This window comes from Paenibacillus sp. oral taxon 786 str. D14 (assembly GCF_000159955.1).
Lineage (GTDB): Bacteria > Bacillota > Bacilli > Paenibacillales > Paenibacillaceae > Fontibacillus > Fontibacillus phoenicis.
Genome location: NZ_GG695994.1, coordinates 40,627 through 56,228, shown reverse-complemented (window position 1 = coordinate 56,228; position 15,602 = coordinate 40,627). Strand labels below are relative to the sequence as shown.

Sequence of the window (15,602 nt, the reverse complement as noted above, 5' to 3'; positions counted from 1 at the left end):
GTCCCCTTGACTTGGTAAAATACACATGATATAGTATTTGAGGTTGCAAGATATTTTTGGATTGCAAGCAGAGGCCCCGGCTTCTCACCTGACCGACGCACGTGTTGGCTGGTTTTGATCCGTTCATTTATGAATGCTTATGTTCATGAAGAATTGACGATCAATGAGGGATGCGGGTATTGGGCCTGCATCCTTTTTATGTGTGTGAGTACAGGGTCCGAGTCATTACTTAAGACCATTTGGAGGTGGAGGATTATCAGTAAGGAACATTTGATCAATGAAGAGATTCGTGCGAAAGAGGTCCGTCTGGTAGGTGCTGAAGGCGAACAAATCGGCATCAAGCCGCTGCGCGAAGCGTTGCAGATGGCGATGGACCTGAATCTGGATCTGGTGAACGTTGCGCCGACTGCCAAGCCGCCGGTATGCCGGATTATGGACTATGGCAAGTTCCGTTACGAGCAGCAGAAGAAAGAGAAGGAAGCCCGCAAGAATCAGAAAATTGTGGACATCAAGGAAGTGTGGTTCCGCGCGAATATCGAGGAACACGACTTCCAAACGAAACTTCGCAATGTGATCAAATTTTTGAAAGATGGCGACAAGGTTAAGTGCTCGGTTCGCTTCCGCGGACGGGAAATTACCCATGCCGACATCGGGAAGAAAATTCTCGACCGCGTCAAAGATGAGGTTGCGGAAATCTCGAATGTTGAACGAGTTCCGAAGCTGGAAGGACGCAGTATGATCATGATCCTGGCACCGAAAAACTAATCGTTTGTTTTCTATATATGATCGTTCCGAATGCGGAATGACCTGAAAGAGAAAACGGGCGTTCACAAACTTTGAGGGGGAAGTACAATGCCTAAAATGAAAACCCACAGCAGCCTGAAAGGCCGCTTCAAAATTACCGGATCCGGTAAAGTTAGACGTTACAAAGCGAACCGCAATCACTTGCTGTCCCATAAGTCCAAACGTGCAAAACGTGTTTTGGCTAACAGCCCTGTTGCATACGCAGGTGACGTTCGCCGTATGAAGCAGCAACTGGCGAACCTGAAGTAGTATTCGAAGGAACAATTTACACAACTTATTGGGAGGTTTTTTAAATGGCAAGAGTAAAAGGCGGATTCGTCGTTCGTCGTCGTCATAAAAAAGTACTGAAGCTGGCTAAAGGTTATTTTGGTTCTAAACACCGCATTTTCAAAACTGCGAACGAGCAAGTGATGAAATCCTTGCTGTACGCTTACCGTGACCGCCGCGCGAAAAAACGCGACTTCCGCAAACTGTGGATCGTTCGTATTAATGCGGCAGCTCGCATGAACGGTTTGTCCTACAGCAAATTGATGCATGGCTTGAAGCTCGCTGACGTGAACATCAACCGCAAAATGCTGGCTGATCTCGCAGTGAACGACTTGAATGCCTTCAATTCTTTGGCAGCTGTTGCTAAAGAGAAAATCAACGCGTAAAACTCAAACGATAAGGCGCTGTTTCCGGAACTTCCGGGACGGCGCTTTTTTTGGGGATCGAGCCGTTTGAGGGGAATTACATAGACTGGAGCCGAAACGATGCACACGCGGCAGGATTGTGTTGGTGTTTTCGGTGCGCTATTTCCTGGAAATCCATGGAATGTTCCCGGGGTAGGAGATTTTGCCTTCGCCAGAAAGCCTTGAGTTTAGGGCATGGAATTGTCGGAAATATGGAATGCTATAGAAGAACCGCACGACACGATTGTCAATCTTACAAACCTGGGTAATCACTAATGTTTGCTCGTGAATCAGGTGTGAATGTTCGGAAATCCCGCGGTTCACTGCATAATCTCACATGATGCGAACATTGGATGATAAATTTGTCGAAAGTAAGCGTTTTATCAAAGGTAAAGGCGAAAATTATTTAACCCAAGGTTATTAAAAGTATGGATTTTAGTATATTTTACAGGTATAATCTGTCTGTGTGGTCAACTTAGATTAGACTCACAAAATTTTAAGGGGGATTAACCGCAATGAACAAAGCCTTCAAACTTTCTTTACTCTTGGTGCTCGCATTTACTCTGGTTTTGGCGGGATGCGGCAACAACAATGCAGCAAACAACGGCGGTACAACTAATGCAGGAAATGCCGGAAATACAGCAGACAACACGCAAGCAGGCAACGGCGAAACGGCAACCGATGCATCGAAGATTAAAGTCGGTCTCGTTACTGACGTGGGCGGCGTAAACGACAAATCCTTTAACCAATCGGCATGGGAAGCTTTGACTGAGCTGAATAAAGAGACTGGTCTCCAAACCAAATATCTGCAAAGTAACCAAAGCTCTGACTATGTTCCAAACTTGAACCAATTCGTACAAGGCGGCTATGACTTGACTTGGTCGATCGGCTTTGACCTTGGCGATGCGACATTACAAGTTGCTCAAGCGAATCCAAACGCAAAAATGGCAATCATCGACAACGTGGTTGATGCTCCTAACGTAGAGTCCGTAACATTTGCCGAAAACGAAGGTTCCTTCTTGGTTGGCGTTGTTGCAGGTCTGACGACAAAAACGAACAAAATCGGTTTTATCGGCGGTGCGGAAAGCCCGGTTATCAAACGCTTTGAAGTTGGTTTCCAAGCGGGTGTAGCTGCGGTTAACCCAGATGCCAAAGTAACCGTGACTTATGCAGGTGCTTATGACAAGCCGGATATCGGTAAATCCTTGGCAACTCAATTGTTTAACGATGGCGCCGACATTATCTTCCCGGCTGCAGGTCAAACGGGGAACGGCGTATTCAACGAAGCAGCTGCTCGTAACCAAGCCGGCGGTGCTAACAAACTGTGGGTTATCGGCGTAGACAAAGACCAATCGCTGGAATTCGGTGATGAAGTAACGCTGACTTCCATGATGAAACGCGTTGACGTTGCCGTTAAGAACGTAACGCAACAAGTGATCGACGGTACGTTCAAAGGTGGTCAAGTAACGAACCTGACGCTGAAAGAAGACGGCGTAGGTTTGCCGGAAGAGAATCCGAACCTGAGCCAAGAAATCTTGGACAAAGTCGAAGAATTCAAACAAAAAATCATCAATGGCGAAATTACGGTTCCTGCGGAGTAATCAGAAATTGCCAGAAGTTTACGTCCGTATGGACAGTGGAATATAATAAAATTATTCAAGCGAGCAAGGCCAGTGGATCTACTGGCCTTGTTGCTTGCGTTAATCCCATAATGGTGAGGGTGGTTTCATGAGCGCTGAAGCTCCCGTAGTCGAGTTGAAGCAAATCACAAAACGTTTTCCCGGTATCGTCGCGAACGATTCCATCAGCCTGACCTTACGCAAAGGTGAGATTCACGCCTTGCTAGGCGAGAACGGCGCGGGTAAATCAACGTTGATGAACATTTTATTTGGACTGTATCAACCGGATGAAGGCACTATCGAAATGAATGGCCAGCCGGTGACGATTGACAATCCCAACAAGGCAATCAAACTAGGCATTGGGATGGTGCACCAGCATTTTAAGCTAGTACATCCTTTTACGGTGACCGAGAATATCATTCTTGGCATGGAACCCAAAAAAGGACTTAATATCGACTATAAATCGGCGACCGCCCAAGTGGCGAAACTGTCGGAGCAGTACGCCCTGCAAGTTGATCCCAACGCGAAAATTCATGATATTTCCGTCGGGATGCAGCAGCGGGTCGAGATCTTGAAAATTCTGTTCCGCGGCGCAGATATCCTTATATTTGACGAGCCTACTGCTGTGCTGACGCCTCAGGAAATCGAAGAATTGATGGCGATTATGAGACGGCTGGTGGCAGAGGGCAAGTCCATCATCTTGATCACGCACAAATTGAAGGAAATTATGGAGATTTCCGACCGAGTGACCATTATTCGTCGGGGTAAAGTCATTGATACCGTTGAAACGGCAAAGACGAATCCGCAAGAACTGGCCGAGAAGATGGTGGGCCGGGGCGTAAGCTTCAAGGTAGATAAGAAAGAACCGCAAATTGGCGAGCCCGTCCTGCAGTTGAGAGATTTGAAGGCGAAGGACAAGCAGGGTATTCAGATCCTTAACGGACTGAACCTGGATGTGCGTGCCGGGGAAATCGTCGGCATTGCCGGGGTAGACGGCAACGGACAAAGTGAATTGATTGAGGCGATTACGGGCTTGCGGAAAATCGATTCGGGCTCCATCAAGCTGTCCGGCAAGGAAATTGCCAACCTTCCCGCACGCAAGATTATTGAAAGCGGGTTGTCCCATATTCCTGAGGATCGTCATAAGCACGGACTGGTGCTGGACTTCTCCATCAGCGAGAATATGATCCTGGAGACCTATTACAAAGCGCCTTACAGCAAGGGAGGTATCCTAAATCGGCGGGCGATCGACGAGCATGCCAAGCAATTGGTTGAAGCGTTTGACGTGCGTACGCCAAGCATTGAGACGAAGGCGCGCTCCCTGTCCGGGGGGAACCAGCAGAAGGCGATTATTGCGCGGGAAATAGATAAGAATCCGGATTTGCTGATCGCTGCTCAACCGACACGGGGACTGGATGTCGGGGCGATCGAATTTGTACACAAACAGCTGATTGAGCAGCGGGATCAAGGCAAAGCGGTGTTGCTGATCTCCTTCGAGCTGGATGAAATCATGAACGTGTCCGATCGGATTGCCGTCATCTATGAAGGCCGGATTGTCGGGGAAGTGCTTCCGCACGAAACCAATGATCAGGAACTGGGTCTCATGATGGCGGGAAGCCTGGAACGGGGAGGTCAAAGCGTTGGATAAGTTGCGAAAAATATTTACGCTAGATAGCATTATTTTGCCGCTTGTAGCCATTGTACTTGGCTTATTAGTCGGCGCGGTGGTTATGTTGATCGGGGGATACAATCCGTTAGTGGCCTATGGTGCCTTAGTGCAAAGGGTTATAGGCAATCCGTACGATTTCGGGGAAACGATCCGTCAAATTACCCCTTTGATGTTTACGGGGTTAGCGGTTGCTTTCGCCTTCCGCTCCGGGATGTTTAACATCGGTGCGGATGGACAAGTCTTGATCGGGATGACGGTGGCAACTGCGATATCGTTGTCTTTCAAGGGATTGCCATCGGCTGTCCTCGTTCCCTTAGCAGTGATTGGCGGGGGGATCGGCGGCGGACTGTGGGCAGCCATTGCAGGTTACCTGAAAGCCAAACGAGGCATCAATGAGGTTATTACCACGATTATGTTGAACTGGACGGCGCTGTATTTTTCCAACTACATCATTCGCAATTTTTATCTGCTTAAGGGCCAAAACCGTTCGGAGAACATCGATGCGTCCGCTTCGATGACGTTCTTAAACGATGTGTTTAATAACGCACGGGTCCATTGGGGAACGGTGATAGCTTTGCTGACCGCCGTATTCTTCTTTGTGTACCTCTGGAAAACGAAGCAAGGCTATGAAATGCGCTCTGTAGGTCTGAACCCGAATGCGGCAGAATACGCCGGCATGAACGTTGGTCGCAACATCGTGAAAGCGATGTTTATCAGCGGTGTGTTCGCAGGTCTGGCTGGTACGTTTGAAGTACTGGGCGTGTTTCATTATCAATCGGTATTCGCCGCTTCTCCGGGATACGGGTTTGACGGCATCGCCGTGGCGCTGTTGGGCATGAACCATCCGTTTGGTGTAGTGCTCGGTTCGATCCTGTACGGCGTATTGACGTATGGTTCGGCCGGGATGAGCTTTAGCGCCGGTGTACCGCCGGAACTGATTAAGATCGTAATCGGTTCGATCATATTCTTTATTGCCGCTCAAGGCATTGTAAGAATCGTGCTGAAGCCGTTTTACCTGAAGCGCAAGAAAGAGAAGGTGTCGTAAGATGGACGTACTTACACTGCTTGGTCAATTGCTGAACTCCACCCTTGTCTTTTCCACGGCGTTGATATTTACAGCGCTTGGCGGGATCTTCTCCGAGCGTTCCGGCGTCGTTAACATCGGCTTGGAGGGGTTGATGATATTCGGGGCGTTTGCGGCTGGCGTAGGGACTTACTATGCCCAAGAAGCAGGGATGGGCAGCTTCTCGCCTTGGGTTGGCGTCATTGCGGCGATGGTAGCGGGTGCGCTTGGTGCGCTGATTCATGCCGTTGCGACCATTACGTTTAAGGCGGATCAGACGATCAGCGGGATCGTCATTAACTTCCTGGCAGCCGGTTTGACGGTGTACATCGTCAAATTGATTTTCGACGGAGCTGCTGAAACTCCGCTGGTTACCGTATTCCATAAGTTCCCGATCCCGGTGCTGCGTGATATCCCGATCATCGGGGAAGGCTTCTTTAACTCGTACCCAACGACGTATCTGGCGTTAATCCTCGTTGCGGTCATTTACTTCGTGTTGTTTAAAACGCCGTTTGGGCTACGCCTGCGTTCGGTCGGCGAACATCCAAGTGCCGCGGACACGTTGGGCGTGAACGTGACCAAAATGCGTTATATCGGGGTACTGCTCAGCGGTGTACTAGGTGGGATTGGCGGCGCTACGATTACGCTGACGACCACCAGTACGTTTGCCCATAACACGATTTCCGGCCAAGGCTTTATTGCGATTGCGGCCATGATCTTCGGTAAATGGAACCCGCTGGGCGCCTTTGGTGCGGCGATGTTCTTTGGCTTCTCGCAGGCGATCCGCAACTACGTGCAGTTGTTCGATTGGTCGAGAAGTATTCCGCAGGAATTTATCTTTATGATCCCTTACGTGCTGACGATTATCGTCCTCGTTGGTGCGGTGGGTCGATCCTCGGCGCCGGCGGCGCTTGGTACGCCATACGATCCGGGGAAACGTTAAGCTTCAAGTTGAAAGGATGCTGCCCTTGGTCAGCATCCTTTTTTTGCCCTTCTGGAGTTAGAAGCCCGTTTGTCAGCGGTCAAGGCGATGGTGTATGCCAGGGTGGAGACAGGCGCATATGCTAAGGGTGTACACAAAATAGCCGAGTCAAACGGTTCGGCCAGAGCGGTTTTCACGGCTATAGGATCTAACCTGACAGGAGGAATTCGGATGGGCAGAACGGTTACGAGAAAAGAAGCCGAGAAATGGCTGGGCAAGCAGATCGCGGCTTATAAAAAAGACGGCACGGTGGTTACAGGGAAGCTGGTGAAAATTAGCGGCAATCGCTTGATCCTCCGCCAAGCTCCCGGCAAAAAAGTCAAAACCAAAGCGTTAATCCCGCTTGTATTGTTTGATCTCTTAGCGATTGGCACCGCTCCATACGCCTTTGGCGGTTATTCGTACGGGGGGTATCCGTATGGCGGAGGCGTACCGTACGGCGGTTATCCTTCCCCGTATTTCTGGTAAGCTGGCTTAATTGCGGCTGGGCAGTCTTTTTTCCAGCTCATAACATTGGGACAACGGGATGTAACGCTGAGTCCGATATCCCAATTTGCGGTAAAAGAGGTGGGCTCGGGTGTTATCCCGGTCCACCATTACTTTTGCCCGTTGACATCCCCGGGAGACCGCTAAGTTTTCCGCATGGGCCATTAACGTTTTGCCATGACGCTGCCGTTGGTGTTCCGTTGCCACCGCCATCATATCGATATATAACAGGTCGCCGTAAATCAGAAAATGGATGAAAGCGACGGGATCCGCTTCGTAGGTTGGTGACGCAATCAGCGATACGCCGCGTGACAGCCGCACTGGGAGATCCTTAAAGACCGCTTCAATATCCTGAGGAGGCATATGGGTGAAGGGGACAAGCTCCCTGCGGATGAGATCGTAGATGACGGGATCGTCCTGTTTCGGCCTTCTGTAACGAATCATACACGAATCTCCTCCTAACCGTGCATAAGATTGGGCGCTATCTTTTATCATATGAGGGAGAGGAGGGAAAGGGTTCCTGTTGGAAACTTTAATTGTTTAGGGTATTGACGTGCGGTGTCATCTAATCATATAATGTTCCTAAACATTTGAAGCATATCTTGCAAACGGCAATGATGAGGACGAAGCTTTAAGGGCTCTTTGCTCAGAGAGTGGATGGATTTGCTGAGACCACCACCAAAATCCCTTAACTGCGAGCTCACCTCGGAGCTGTTTCCCTGAAAAGCTGCAAGCCATCCGCGGTGGCGCTTGCGACAAAGGCTTAGTAGGGGGAATCGTCTGGTCCGCGTTATGGACCACGAGTAAGGCAGCTTAGGCTTTTACTCGTCAAGGCTTGGCACTGCGAGGTGCTGGGTAAAAATGGGTGGTACCACGGAGGATTAAACCTTTCGTCCCTCGGAGCAGGAAACTGTTCCGGCGGACGGAAGGTTTTTTTAGCTTAATAAGAGTTTCAAAAATTGACTTTTAAAAAACAACCTATGAAAAGGAGGATGACTGATGAGCGCGCAAATTCCAGAAGTGCGGTCTACAGAACAATTACGAGAGAAATGGATGAAACCGGAAGTCATTTCGGGTTCCGAAATCCTGCTTCGCAGCTTGCTTTTGGAAGGTGTCGAATGCGTCTTTGGTTATCCGGGCGGAGCGGTGTTGTATATTTACGATGCGCTGTACGGATTTAAAGACTTCCATCACCTGCTAACGCGACATGAGCAGGGCGCCATCCATGCGGCAGACGGGTACGCTCGGGCTACCGGCAAAGTCGGCGTATGTATCGCCACCTCCGGTCCGGGAGCAACCAACACGGTGACGGGGATCGCCACTGCGTTTATGGATTCAGTTCCGCTGGTTGTGATTACGGGGAACGTCGTTTCCAGCCTGATCGGTACGGATGCGTTCCAAGAAGCAGATATTACCGGCATTACGATGCCGATTACGAAACACAGCTATCTGGTTCGGCGCGTAGAGGATTTGCCGCGAATTATTCACGAAGCATTCCATATCGCGAACACGGGACGCAAAGGACCGGTTCTGATCGACATTCCGAAGGACGTATCCGCAAACAAAACGTTGTTCGAGCCCGTCCAAACCATCAACCTGCGCGGTTACAACCCGACGGTGGTGCCAAACCGCTTGCAGCTGGATAAATTGGCTGCGGCGATCCAGGAGGCTGAACGTCCGGTGATTATTGCCGGGGGCGGCGTTGTTTACTCCGGCGGACATGAACAGCTGTTCGAATTCGTTAATAAGACGCAAATTCCGATTACAACGACTTTACTTGGCTTGGGTGCTTTCCCGAGCGGCCACGAGCTGTGGATGGGAATGCCGGGAATGCACGGCACGTATACGGCCAACCAGTCGATTCAACAATCCGATTTGCTGATCAACATCGGGGCGCGGTTTGACGATCGGGTGACCGGTAAGCTGGACGGATTTGCCCCGCATGCCAAAGTGGTGCATATCGACATCGACCCAGCGGAAATCGGCAAGAACGTTTATGCGGACATTCCGATCGTGGGAGACGTCAAAACGGTGCTGGAAATGCTGAATCCACTCGTATCCCGGGCGGACAAAGCGGATGCTTGGAGAGCACAAATCCAACGCATGAAAATCGAGAAGCCGCTGAAGTATAAGGACTCGGATACGGTGCTGAAGCCGCAGTGGGTCATCGAGATGCTGAACGAAACGACAGGCGGCGATGCGATCATCACGACCGACGTAGGTCAGCATCAAATGTGGACGGCCCAGTACTACAAATTTAATCAGCCTCGCTCCTGGATCACTTCGGGCGGCCTCGGAACTATGGGATTTGGCTTCCCTGCCGCTATTGGTGCACAAATGGGACATCCCGATCGGCTGGTGATCTCGATCAACGGTGACGGCGGCATGCAGATGTGTGCTCAGGAGCTGGCGATCTGCGCGATCAACAACATTCCGGTCAAAGTCGTGGTTATCAATAACCAGGTACTCGGCATGGTTCGCCAATGGCAGGAATTAATTTATAACAACCGCTACAGCCATATCAATCTCGAGGGAAGTCCGGATTTCGTCAAACTGGCGGAAGCTTACGGCGTCAAGGGCCTGCGGGCAACCAACAAAGAAGAAGCCAGACGCGTATGGCAGGAAGCGCTCGACACGCCGGGACCGGTACTGGTGGAATTCGTGGTCAGCAAAGAGGAAAATGTATATCCGATGGTTACCCAAGGCTCCACCATTGATCAAATGTTGATGGGGGACAGTGAATGATGATGAAAAGCCATGCGATCTCTGTTTTAGTGAACGACCAGCCAGGTGTTCTGCAGCGTGTTGCCGGCCTTTTCGGACGGCGCGGTTTTAATATCGAGAGCATTACCGTAGGGCAATCCGAGGAAGCAGGCTTGTCCCGGATGATCATCGTCACGCAAGGGGACGACAAAACGCTGGAGCAAATTGAGAAGCAGCTCTACAAACTGATCGACGTGATCAAAGTTGTGAATCTCAGCTCCAGACCGATGGTGGCGCGCGAGCTCGCTTTGATCAAGGTTAAAGCGGAGCCGGCGGAGCGCCCGGAAATTATGGGCGTTGTCGAAACGTTCCGCGCCGCCGTCGTCGATATCGGGACGCACAGCATGATCGTCCAAGTAGTGGGCGATACCGAGAAAATCGATGCAATGATTGAATTGCTCCGTCCATACGGGATCCGGGAGCTGTCGCGCACCGGCGTGACCGCCATGATCCGGGGGAACGCGTAAAACGTAAACAAGGCTTCACCAAAGCTCATTGACACTACAGTAGAATTGCCGCCGCGCGCGGCTTCACCTCTCCGCTCGCTGCCGAGCGGGTGTTTGAGGGGATCGATCAAGCCAAGAGTTCACTTTACCGCTTCAAGGCGTCGGTCCGTTGAAATACCCGCTCGTTACAGGCGGAGGAAACCATATTATACTAATTATCAAGGGCACAGCTTGACTGTCCCGCAAATCTTAGGAGGGCATAAGAAATGGCAGTTACTTTGTACTATGAACAAGATGCAGATCTCAGCGTATTGAAAGGAAAAACCATTGCTATTATCGGTTACGGCAGCCAAGGACATGCCCATGCGCAAAACCTGCGCGAAAGCGGACTGAATGTCATCGTTGGCCTGCGCGAAGGTAAATCCTTCACCAAAGCGAAGGAAGACGGTTTTGAGGTATTGTCCGTTGCGGAAGCAACCAAACGTGCAGACGTTGTGCAAATCCTGATGCCGGATGAAACGCAAGCTGCGGTGTATAACAGCGAAATCGCTCCTAACCTGAAAAAAGGCGCCGCATTATTGTTCGCTCACGGCTTTAACGTACATTTCGGTCAAATCGTACCTTCCCCGGACAATGACGTGTTGCTCGTTGCGCCAAAATCCCCAGGTCATATGGTTCGCCGTACTTATGTTGAAGGCTTTGGCGTTCCCGGTCTGATCGCGATCCACCAAGACGCTACCGGCAAAGCGAAAGAAATCGGACTCGCTTATGCGAAAGGGATCGGCTGTACGCGTGCAGGGGTTATCGAAACTTCGTTCCGTGAAGAAACCGAAACCGACCTGTTCGGTGAACAAGCTGTATTGTGCGGCGGTGTATCTGCCTTGATCAAAGCCGGCTTCGAGACGCTGGTTGAAGCAGGTTATGCTCCAGAAATGGCATACTTCGAGTGCTTGCACGAAATGAAGCTGATCGTCGACCTGATTTATGAAGGCGGCTTGGCGACCATGCGCGATTCCATCTCCAACACGGCGGAATACGGCGACTATGTTACTGGCCCGCGCATCGTAACGGAAGAAACGAAGAAAGCGATGAAAGAAGTGCTTTCCGATATCCAACAAGGGAAATTCGCCCGTGACTTTATCCTGGAAAACCAATCCAACCGTGCGTTTCTTACGGCAACTCGCCGCAACGAAGCGAACCATCCGATCGAAGTGGTCGGCAAAGAGCTGCGCGGTTTGATGCACTGGATCAAGAAATAAGCGGTATACCGCTCCTATTGTAAAACGTAAGATAAGTATTAACCTGAATATCCAATGCGGCCGTGCCTAATGCGTGAGCCGCATTGGAGCTTTTCGGAGGAGGTGCATGGCATGCGCAAAATCTACATTTTTGATACGACGCTTCGGGATGGGGAGCAGTCTCCCGGAGTCAACCTGAATACTCGCGAAAAGCTGGAGATCGCCTATCAGCTGGAGAAGCTGGGAGTCGACCGGATTGAAGCGGGCTTCCCTGCAGCTTCGCCCGGGGATTTGGCCGCCGTGAACGCTGTGGCGCGTGCGGTTAAGAAGTCGACGGTGATCGGCTTGTCGCGTTCGCGCACCCAGGATATCGATGCGGTCCGCGAAGCGCTGCAAGGAGCGGAAGACCCTTGCATTCACTTGTTCCTGGCCACCAGTCCGATCCACCGGCAATATAAGCTGAAGATGAGCAAAGAACAAGTACTGGAAACCGCGCAGGCGGCACTTCGTTATGCGAGCAAGTACTTTTCCAAGATCGAATTCTCCTGCGAGGATGCCGGCCGGACTGAATTGGATTTCCTCTGCGAGATGACGGCGATGGCTATCCGCGAAGGCGCATCGGTGGTGAATATCCCAGATACGGTAGGGTATTTGTATCCGGAAGAATACGGCAACATCTTCCGTACGCTGAAGGAGAAGGTGCCTGGGATCGAGAAAATCCAGCTGAGCGCCCATTGCCATGACGATTTGGGCCTGGCGACGGCGAACTCGCTGGCGGCCATTTTGGGCGGCGCAGACCAAATCGAAGGAACGATCAACGGGATCGGGGAGCGGGCCGGCAACACCGCGCTGGAGGAAGTGGCGATGGCGCTGGAAACCCGGTTTGATTTCTTCGGAGCCAAGACCACGCTTGAACTGTCGGAAATCGCCCGTACGAGCCGGCTCGTCAGCCGCTTGACCGGGATGGTTGTGCCGGGCAACAAGGCGATTGTGGGCGCAAATGCGTTTGCCCATGAATCCGGCATCCACCAGGACGGCATGCTGAAGGAGAAAACGACTTACGAAATCATGTCGCCGGAGACGATTGGGCTCAAGGAGAGCAAGTTAGTGCTGGGCAAGCATTCCGGCCGCCACGCTTTCCGCGAGAAGCTGGTCGATATGGGGTATACCTTGGACGACGAGCGGTTAAATGAAGCCTTCGCCAAATTCAAGGCGCTCGCCGATAAGAAGAAGGAAATCACCGACGAAGACCTGCTGGCGATCGTTGAGGAGAAGCTGGTCGATACGCCGGAGGAATTCCGTCTCGAGACGATCTTTGTTTCTTACGGCAACGAGGCAACGCCTGCAGCGAAGGTGCGGCTGGTCACCCTTGGCGGCGACATCATCGAGAAGGAAGCCGAAGGCAACGGTTCGGTTGATGCGATTTATAACGCCATCGACCTGGCTTCCGGCGAGGAAGTCAAACTGGCGGACTATTCAATCAAGTCCGTTAGCCAAGGCAAGGATGCCCAAGGCGAAGTGCATGTCGTGCTGACGCAAAACGGCATTTCCGTACAGGGCCGCGGCATTAGCACCGACATTTTGGAAGCGAGCGCTCGCGCCTATGTCGATGCCATTAATCGGTTGATTGAGAAGCGAAAAAGCCACTCTACGATTCGGGCTTAACTAATACGCGGATGTGCGGATACAGCGGAGTTGATTCATGCAGCTTCGCTGTTTTTTTGATGACTTATAGTTAAAACCTATGACCTTAATAGATTCTATATCTTTGTCTATCCTTACCCGGTGTGTTACAACTGAAGAAGAGGATGTTCACGAAAGGGAGCTGGAAGCAATGGCAGAAGTCAAGAAAATCGCAGTCATCGCGGGTGACGGCATCGGGCCGGAAGTGGTGGCTGAAGCGGAGAAAGTGTTGAAACGGACAGAGGAACTGTTCGGATACCAGTTTGAAACGGAGCATGCGTTGTTCGGCGGGATCGCCATCGATGAGAAAGGAACGCCGCTGCCGCAAGAGACGCTGGAGATTTGTCAAAAGGCTGATGCTGTTCTGCTCGGGGCTGTAGGCGGTCCAAAATGGGACAACAATCCGAAGGAGCTGCGCCCAGAAACCGGCCTGCTCGGTATTCGTAAAGCGCTCGGCTTGTTCTCGAACCTGCGTCCGGCGGTGGTATTCGATTGCCTGAAGGACGCTTCGACGCTGAAACCGGAAGTGCTTGAAGGGACGGACCTTATCGTTGTGCGTGAGTTGACCGGCGGCATCTACTTCGGTGAGAAATACCGCCGCGATACAGAGCAAGGTCAAGAAGCCGTGGATACCTGTGCATATAACGTAAAAGAAGTTGAGCGGATCGTTCGCCAAGCGTTTGAGATTGCCCAGAAGCGCCGGAAGAAGCTGGCTTCGGTAGATAAGGCCAACGTGCTGGAAACGTCGCGGTTGTGGCGTGAAGTCGTGAACCGGATCGCACCGGAATATCCGGACGTTGAGCTGGAGCATGTTCTGGTGGATAACTGCGCGATGCAGCTGCTGCGCCGTCCTGCCAGCTTCGACGTAATCGTAACGGAAAATATGTTCGGCGACATTTTGAGCGATGAAGCGGCCATGTTGACCGGCTCGATTGGCATGTTGTCCTCCGCTTCCTTGGGCGAAGGCAGCTTTGGGCTGTATGAGCCTGTACACGGTTCGGCACCGGACATCGCAGGCCAAAACCTGGCCAACCCGATTGCGACGATCTTGTCCGTTGCGCTGATGTTCCGCTTAACCTTTGGCTATGCTGATGCAGCCGACGCGATCGAAGCCGCTGTAACCGACGTGCTGAATGCCGGACATCGTACCGGCGACATTGCCGTTGACAAGAGCAAAGCGATTGGTACAAAGGAAATGGGCGATCTGATCGTAGCTGCGATGAAGAAATAAATCAATCTGCATGGGGCCGTTTGATTGACTTTGGAAATGGCCGATGTTACCATGTGGGAAGAAATAAGAAGAAGGACCCCCTGTTTGAGCCTGGCTCAAATCGGGGGTTTTTTGCCCAGAAGCTTTCTCTGGCGAAGGATTGGCCAAACTCCCAGGATTTACAATTCATACGCAGGAATTTGAAGCAAGCTTCACGAATAAATTATATGAAAATCCCGGCTTCAGGGAGAGCCAGGAAGAGGAAATGAACCAAACGCGGGAAGGGGTGAAGGGGAATGAGCTTTTGCTGCGGAGCCAGCATGCTGGGGACAAAGGGCACCTTAAAGCATTATCGCACGCAGGTACATAATGTGCCCCTGTTATTTTGCCCGGTGTGCCACCGGGTTGAGGTTCATTATAAAGTGGAGAACGAATACGAAATTCTGGCCGAATACGCGCATGGTGACGGAGTGGCGGAGATTGATTTTCAGGATTTTGTGATGGAGGACGATGACTCCATTTTCGGAAATTGCGTAAATCGGGAAGATGAAGATCCCTTGGCCATTGTGCAGAGCCAAATCGATATTTCGCTGGACCTCATGTCTGTTGCCAAACAAATCGGCGACGAGAAATGGACGGAGGAGCTAAAGAAAAGGCTGGCGGTCATGAGCCGTCGCCGGGCCCGGCTGCTACACAACAATCGTTAAATCCTAGAAATAGTCTTCCGGAAGGGAGACTATTTGCATTTTTTTAGGACTATGGTAGTCGTTTTGCGTTGATCCCACTTTTTTCGACAGTTTCTCTGATTGACGGTATTTGGAAAACTTGATTATGATTGAAACAGGTGGCTTTTGACTTATCGGGAATTGAACCATGGACAAGTATGGCATCGCCTGGTGCGAAATATGACATAGATCGCATAACAAGGTTGAGGTGAGTGCACCGCGTTAGGGTAAAGGTCATCTAGG

General features: G+C 51.2%; 15 protein-coding genes. 14 read left to right on the top strand and 1 reads right to left on the bottom strand.

Annotation, left to right across the window (positions count from 1 at the left end; all coding sequences use genetic code 11):
- Positions 1-270 precede the first annotated feature (270 nt).
- From infC to POTG_RS20345, 8 genes are all read left to right on the top strand, one after another.
- A complete protein-coding gene (gene infC / locus POTG_RS20380; protein ID WP_009226729.1) occupies positions 271-765 on the top strand; it encodes a translation initiation factor IF-3 in 495 nt (164 codons plus the stop codon).
- A gap of 87 nt (positions 766-852) precedes the next feature.
- Positions 853-1,053, top strand: a complete 201-nt coding sequence (rpmI, locus tag POTG_RS20375) for a 50S ribosomal protein L35 (RefSeq protein ID WP_009226728.1) — start codon at positions 853-855, stop codon at positions 1,051-1,053.
- 44 nt (positions 1,054-1,097) lie between these two features.
- The gene (gene rplT, locus POTG_RS20370; RefSeq protein WP_009226727.1) at positions 1,098-1,457 is read left to right on the top strand and encodes a 50S ribosomal protein L20; all 360 of its coding nucleotides are present in this window, start codon (positions 1,098-1,100) and stop codon (positions 1,455-1,457) included.
- A gap of 533 nt (positions 1,458-1,990) precedes the next feature.
- Complete coding sequence (locus tag POTG_RS20365; protein WP_009226726.1) at positions 1,991-3,076, top strand: BMP family lipoprotein; 1,086 nt, start codon at positions 1,991-1,993, stop codon at positions 3,074-3,076.
- A 127-nt stretch (positions 3,077-3,203) separates the two neighbouring features.
- Positions 3,204-4,742: an ABC transporter ATP-binding protein gene (locus POTG_RS20360; protein ID WP_009226725.1), complete on the top strand. Its 1,539-nt coding sequence runs from the start codon at positions 3,204-3,206 to the stop codon at positions 4,740-4,742.
- Positions 4,735-5,808 (top strand): ABC transporter permease, encoded by a 1,074-nt coding sequence (locus POTG_RS20355; RefSeq protein WP_009226724.1) that lies wholly within the window; start codon positions 4,735-4,737, stop codon positions 5,806-5,808. Before POTG_RS20360 ends, POTG_RS20355 begins: the two co-directional genes overlap by 8 nt.
- 1 nt (position 5,809) lies before the next feature.
- Positions 5,810-6,769 (top strand): ABC transporter permease, encoded by a 960-nt coding sequence (locus POTG_RS20350; protein WP_009226723.1) that lies wholly within the window; start codon positions 5,810-5,812, stop codon positions 6,767-6,769.
- Positions 6,770-6,979: 210 nt separating this feature from the next.
- A complete protein-coding gene (locus tag POTG_RS20345) occupies positions 6,980-7,276 on the top strand; it encodes a hypothetical protein (protein WP_009226722.1) in 297 nt (98 codons plus the stop codon).
- Positions 7,277-7,282: 6 nt separating this feature from the next.
- Here the strand turns inward: POTG_RS20345 and POTG_RS20340 are convergent, their stop codons facing one another.
- Positions 7,283-7,738: a GNAT family N-acetyltransferase gene (locus POTG_RS20340; RefSeq protein WP_009226721.1), complete on the bottom strand. Its 456-nt coding sequence runs from the start codon at positions 7,736-7,738 to the stop codon at positions 7,283-7,285.
- A gap of 555 nt (positions 7,739-8,293) precedes the next feature.
- On the opposite strand from POTG_RS20340, the gene ilvB reads away from it, so the two are divergent.
- The 6 genes from ilvB to POTG_RS20310 all read left to right on the top strand — a co-directional run bounded on the left by ilvB (position 8,294) and on the right by POTG_RS20310 (position 15,341).
- The gene (ilvB, locus tag POTG_RS20335) at positions 8,294-10,039 is read left to right on the top strand and encodes a biosynthetic-type acetolactate synthase large subunit (protein ID WP_009226720.1); all 1,746 of its coding nucleotides are present in this window, start codon (positions 8,294-8,296) and stop codon (positions 10,037-10,039) included.
- Complete coding sequence (gene ilvN, locus POTG_RS20330; protein ID WP_009226719.1) at positions 10,036-10,524, top strand: acetolactate synthase small subunit; 489 nt, start codon at positions 10,036-10,038, stop codon at positions 10,522-10,524. The genes ilvB and ilvN overlap by 4 nt, the downstream gene beginning before the upstream one ends.
- 245 nt (positions 10,525-10,769) lie before the next feature.
- The gene (gene ilvC / locus POTG_RS20325; RefSeq protein WP_009226718.1) at positions 10,770-11,762 is read left to right on the top strand and encodes a ketol-acid reductoisomerase; all 993 of its coding nucleotides are present in this window, start codon (positions 10,770-10,772) and stop codon (positions 11,760-11,762) included.
- A 111-nt stretch (positions 11,763-11,873) separates the two neighbouring features.
- The gene (locus POTG_RS20320) at positions 11,874-13,406 is read left to right on the top strand and encodes a 2-isopropylmalate synthase (RefSeq protein WP_036646439.1); all 1,533 of its coding nucleotides are present in this window, start codon (positions 11,874-11,876) and stop codon (positions 13,404-13,406) included.
- 169 nt (positions 13,407-13,575) lie between these two features.
- Positions 13,576-14,655 carry a 3-isopropylmalate dehydrogenase gene (leuB, locus tag POTG_RS20315; protein WP_009226716.1) on the top strand — a complete coding sequence of 360 codons (1,080 nt, stop codon included), beginning with the start codon at positions 13,576-13,578 and terminating at the stop codon, positions 14,653-14,655.
- A gap of 275 nt (positions 14,656-14,930) precedes the next feature.
- Entirely contained in the window at positions 14,931-15,341 is a 411-nt protein-coding gene (locus tag POTG_RS20310; RefSeq protein ID WP_009226715.1) for a hypothetical protein, read from the top strand.
- Positions 15,342-15,602: the final 261 nt, after the last annotated feature.

Excerpts from the sequence above, each read along its gene's own strand:
- rpmI (WP_009226728.1), top strand. The coding sequence starts at position 853 with ATGCCTAAAATGAAAACCCACAGCAGCCTGAAAGGCCGCTTCAAAATT.
- rplT (WP_009226727.1), top strand. The coding sequence starts at position 1,098 with ATGGCAAGAGTAAAAGGCGGATTCGTCGTTCGTCGTCGTCATAAAAAA.
- POTG_RS20365 (WP_009226726.1), top strand. The coding sequence starts at position 1,991 with ATGAACAAAGCCTTCAAACTTTCTTTACTCTTGGTGCTCGCATTTACT.
- POTG_RS20360 (WP_009226725.1), top strand. The coding sequence starts at position 3,204 with ATGAGCGCTGAAGCTCCCGTAGTCGAGTTGAAGCAAATCACAAAACGT.
- POTG_RS20350 (WP_009226723.1), top strand. The coding sequence starts at position 5,810 with ATGGACGTACTTACACTGCTTGGTCAATTGCTGAACTCCACCCTTGTC.
- POTG_RS20345 (WP_009226722.1), top strand. The coding sequence starts at position 6,980 with ATGGGCAGAACGGTTACGAGAAAAGAAGCCGAGAAATGGCTGGGCAAG.
- POTG_RS20340 (WP_009226721.1), bottom strand. The coding sequence starts at position 7,738 with ATGATTCGTTACAGAAGGCCGAAACAGGACGATCCCGTCATCTACGAT.
- ilvB (WP_009226720.1), top strand. The coding sequence starts at position 8,294 with ATGAGCGCGCAAATTCCAGAAGTGCGGTCTACAGAACAATTACGAGAG.
- ilvN (WP_009226719.1), top strand. The coding sequence starts at position 10,036 with ATGATGATGAAAAGCCATGCGATCTCTGTTTTAGTGAACGACCAGCCA.
- ilvC (WP_009226718.1), top strand. The coding sequence starts at position 10,770 with ATGGCAGTTACTTTGTACTATGAACAAGATGCAGATCTCAGCGTATTG.
- POTG_RS20320 (WP_036646439.1), top strand. The coding sequence starts at position 11,874 with ATGCGCAAAATCTACATTTTTGATACGACGCTTCGGGATGGGGAGCAG.
- leuB (WP_009226716.1), top strand. The coding sequence starts at position 13,576 with ATGGCAGAAGTCAAGAAAATCGCAGTCATCGCGGGTGACGGCATCGGG.
- POTG_RS20310 (WP_009226715.1), top strand. The coding sequence starts at position 14,931 with ATGAGCTTTTGCTGCGGAGCCAGCATGCTGGGGACAAAGGGCACCTTA.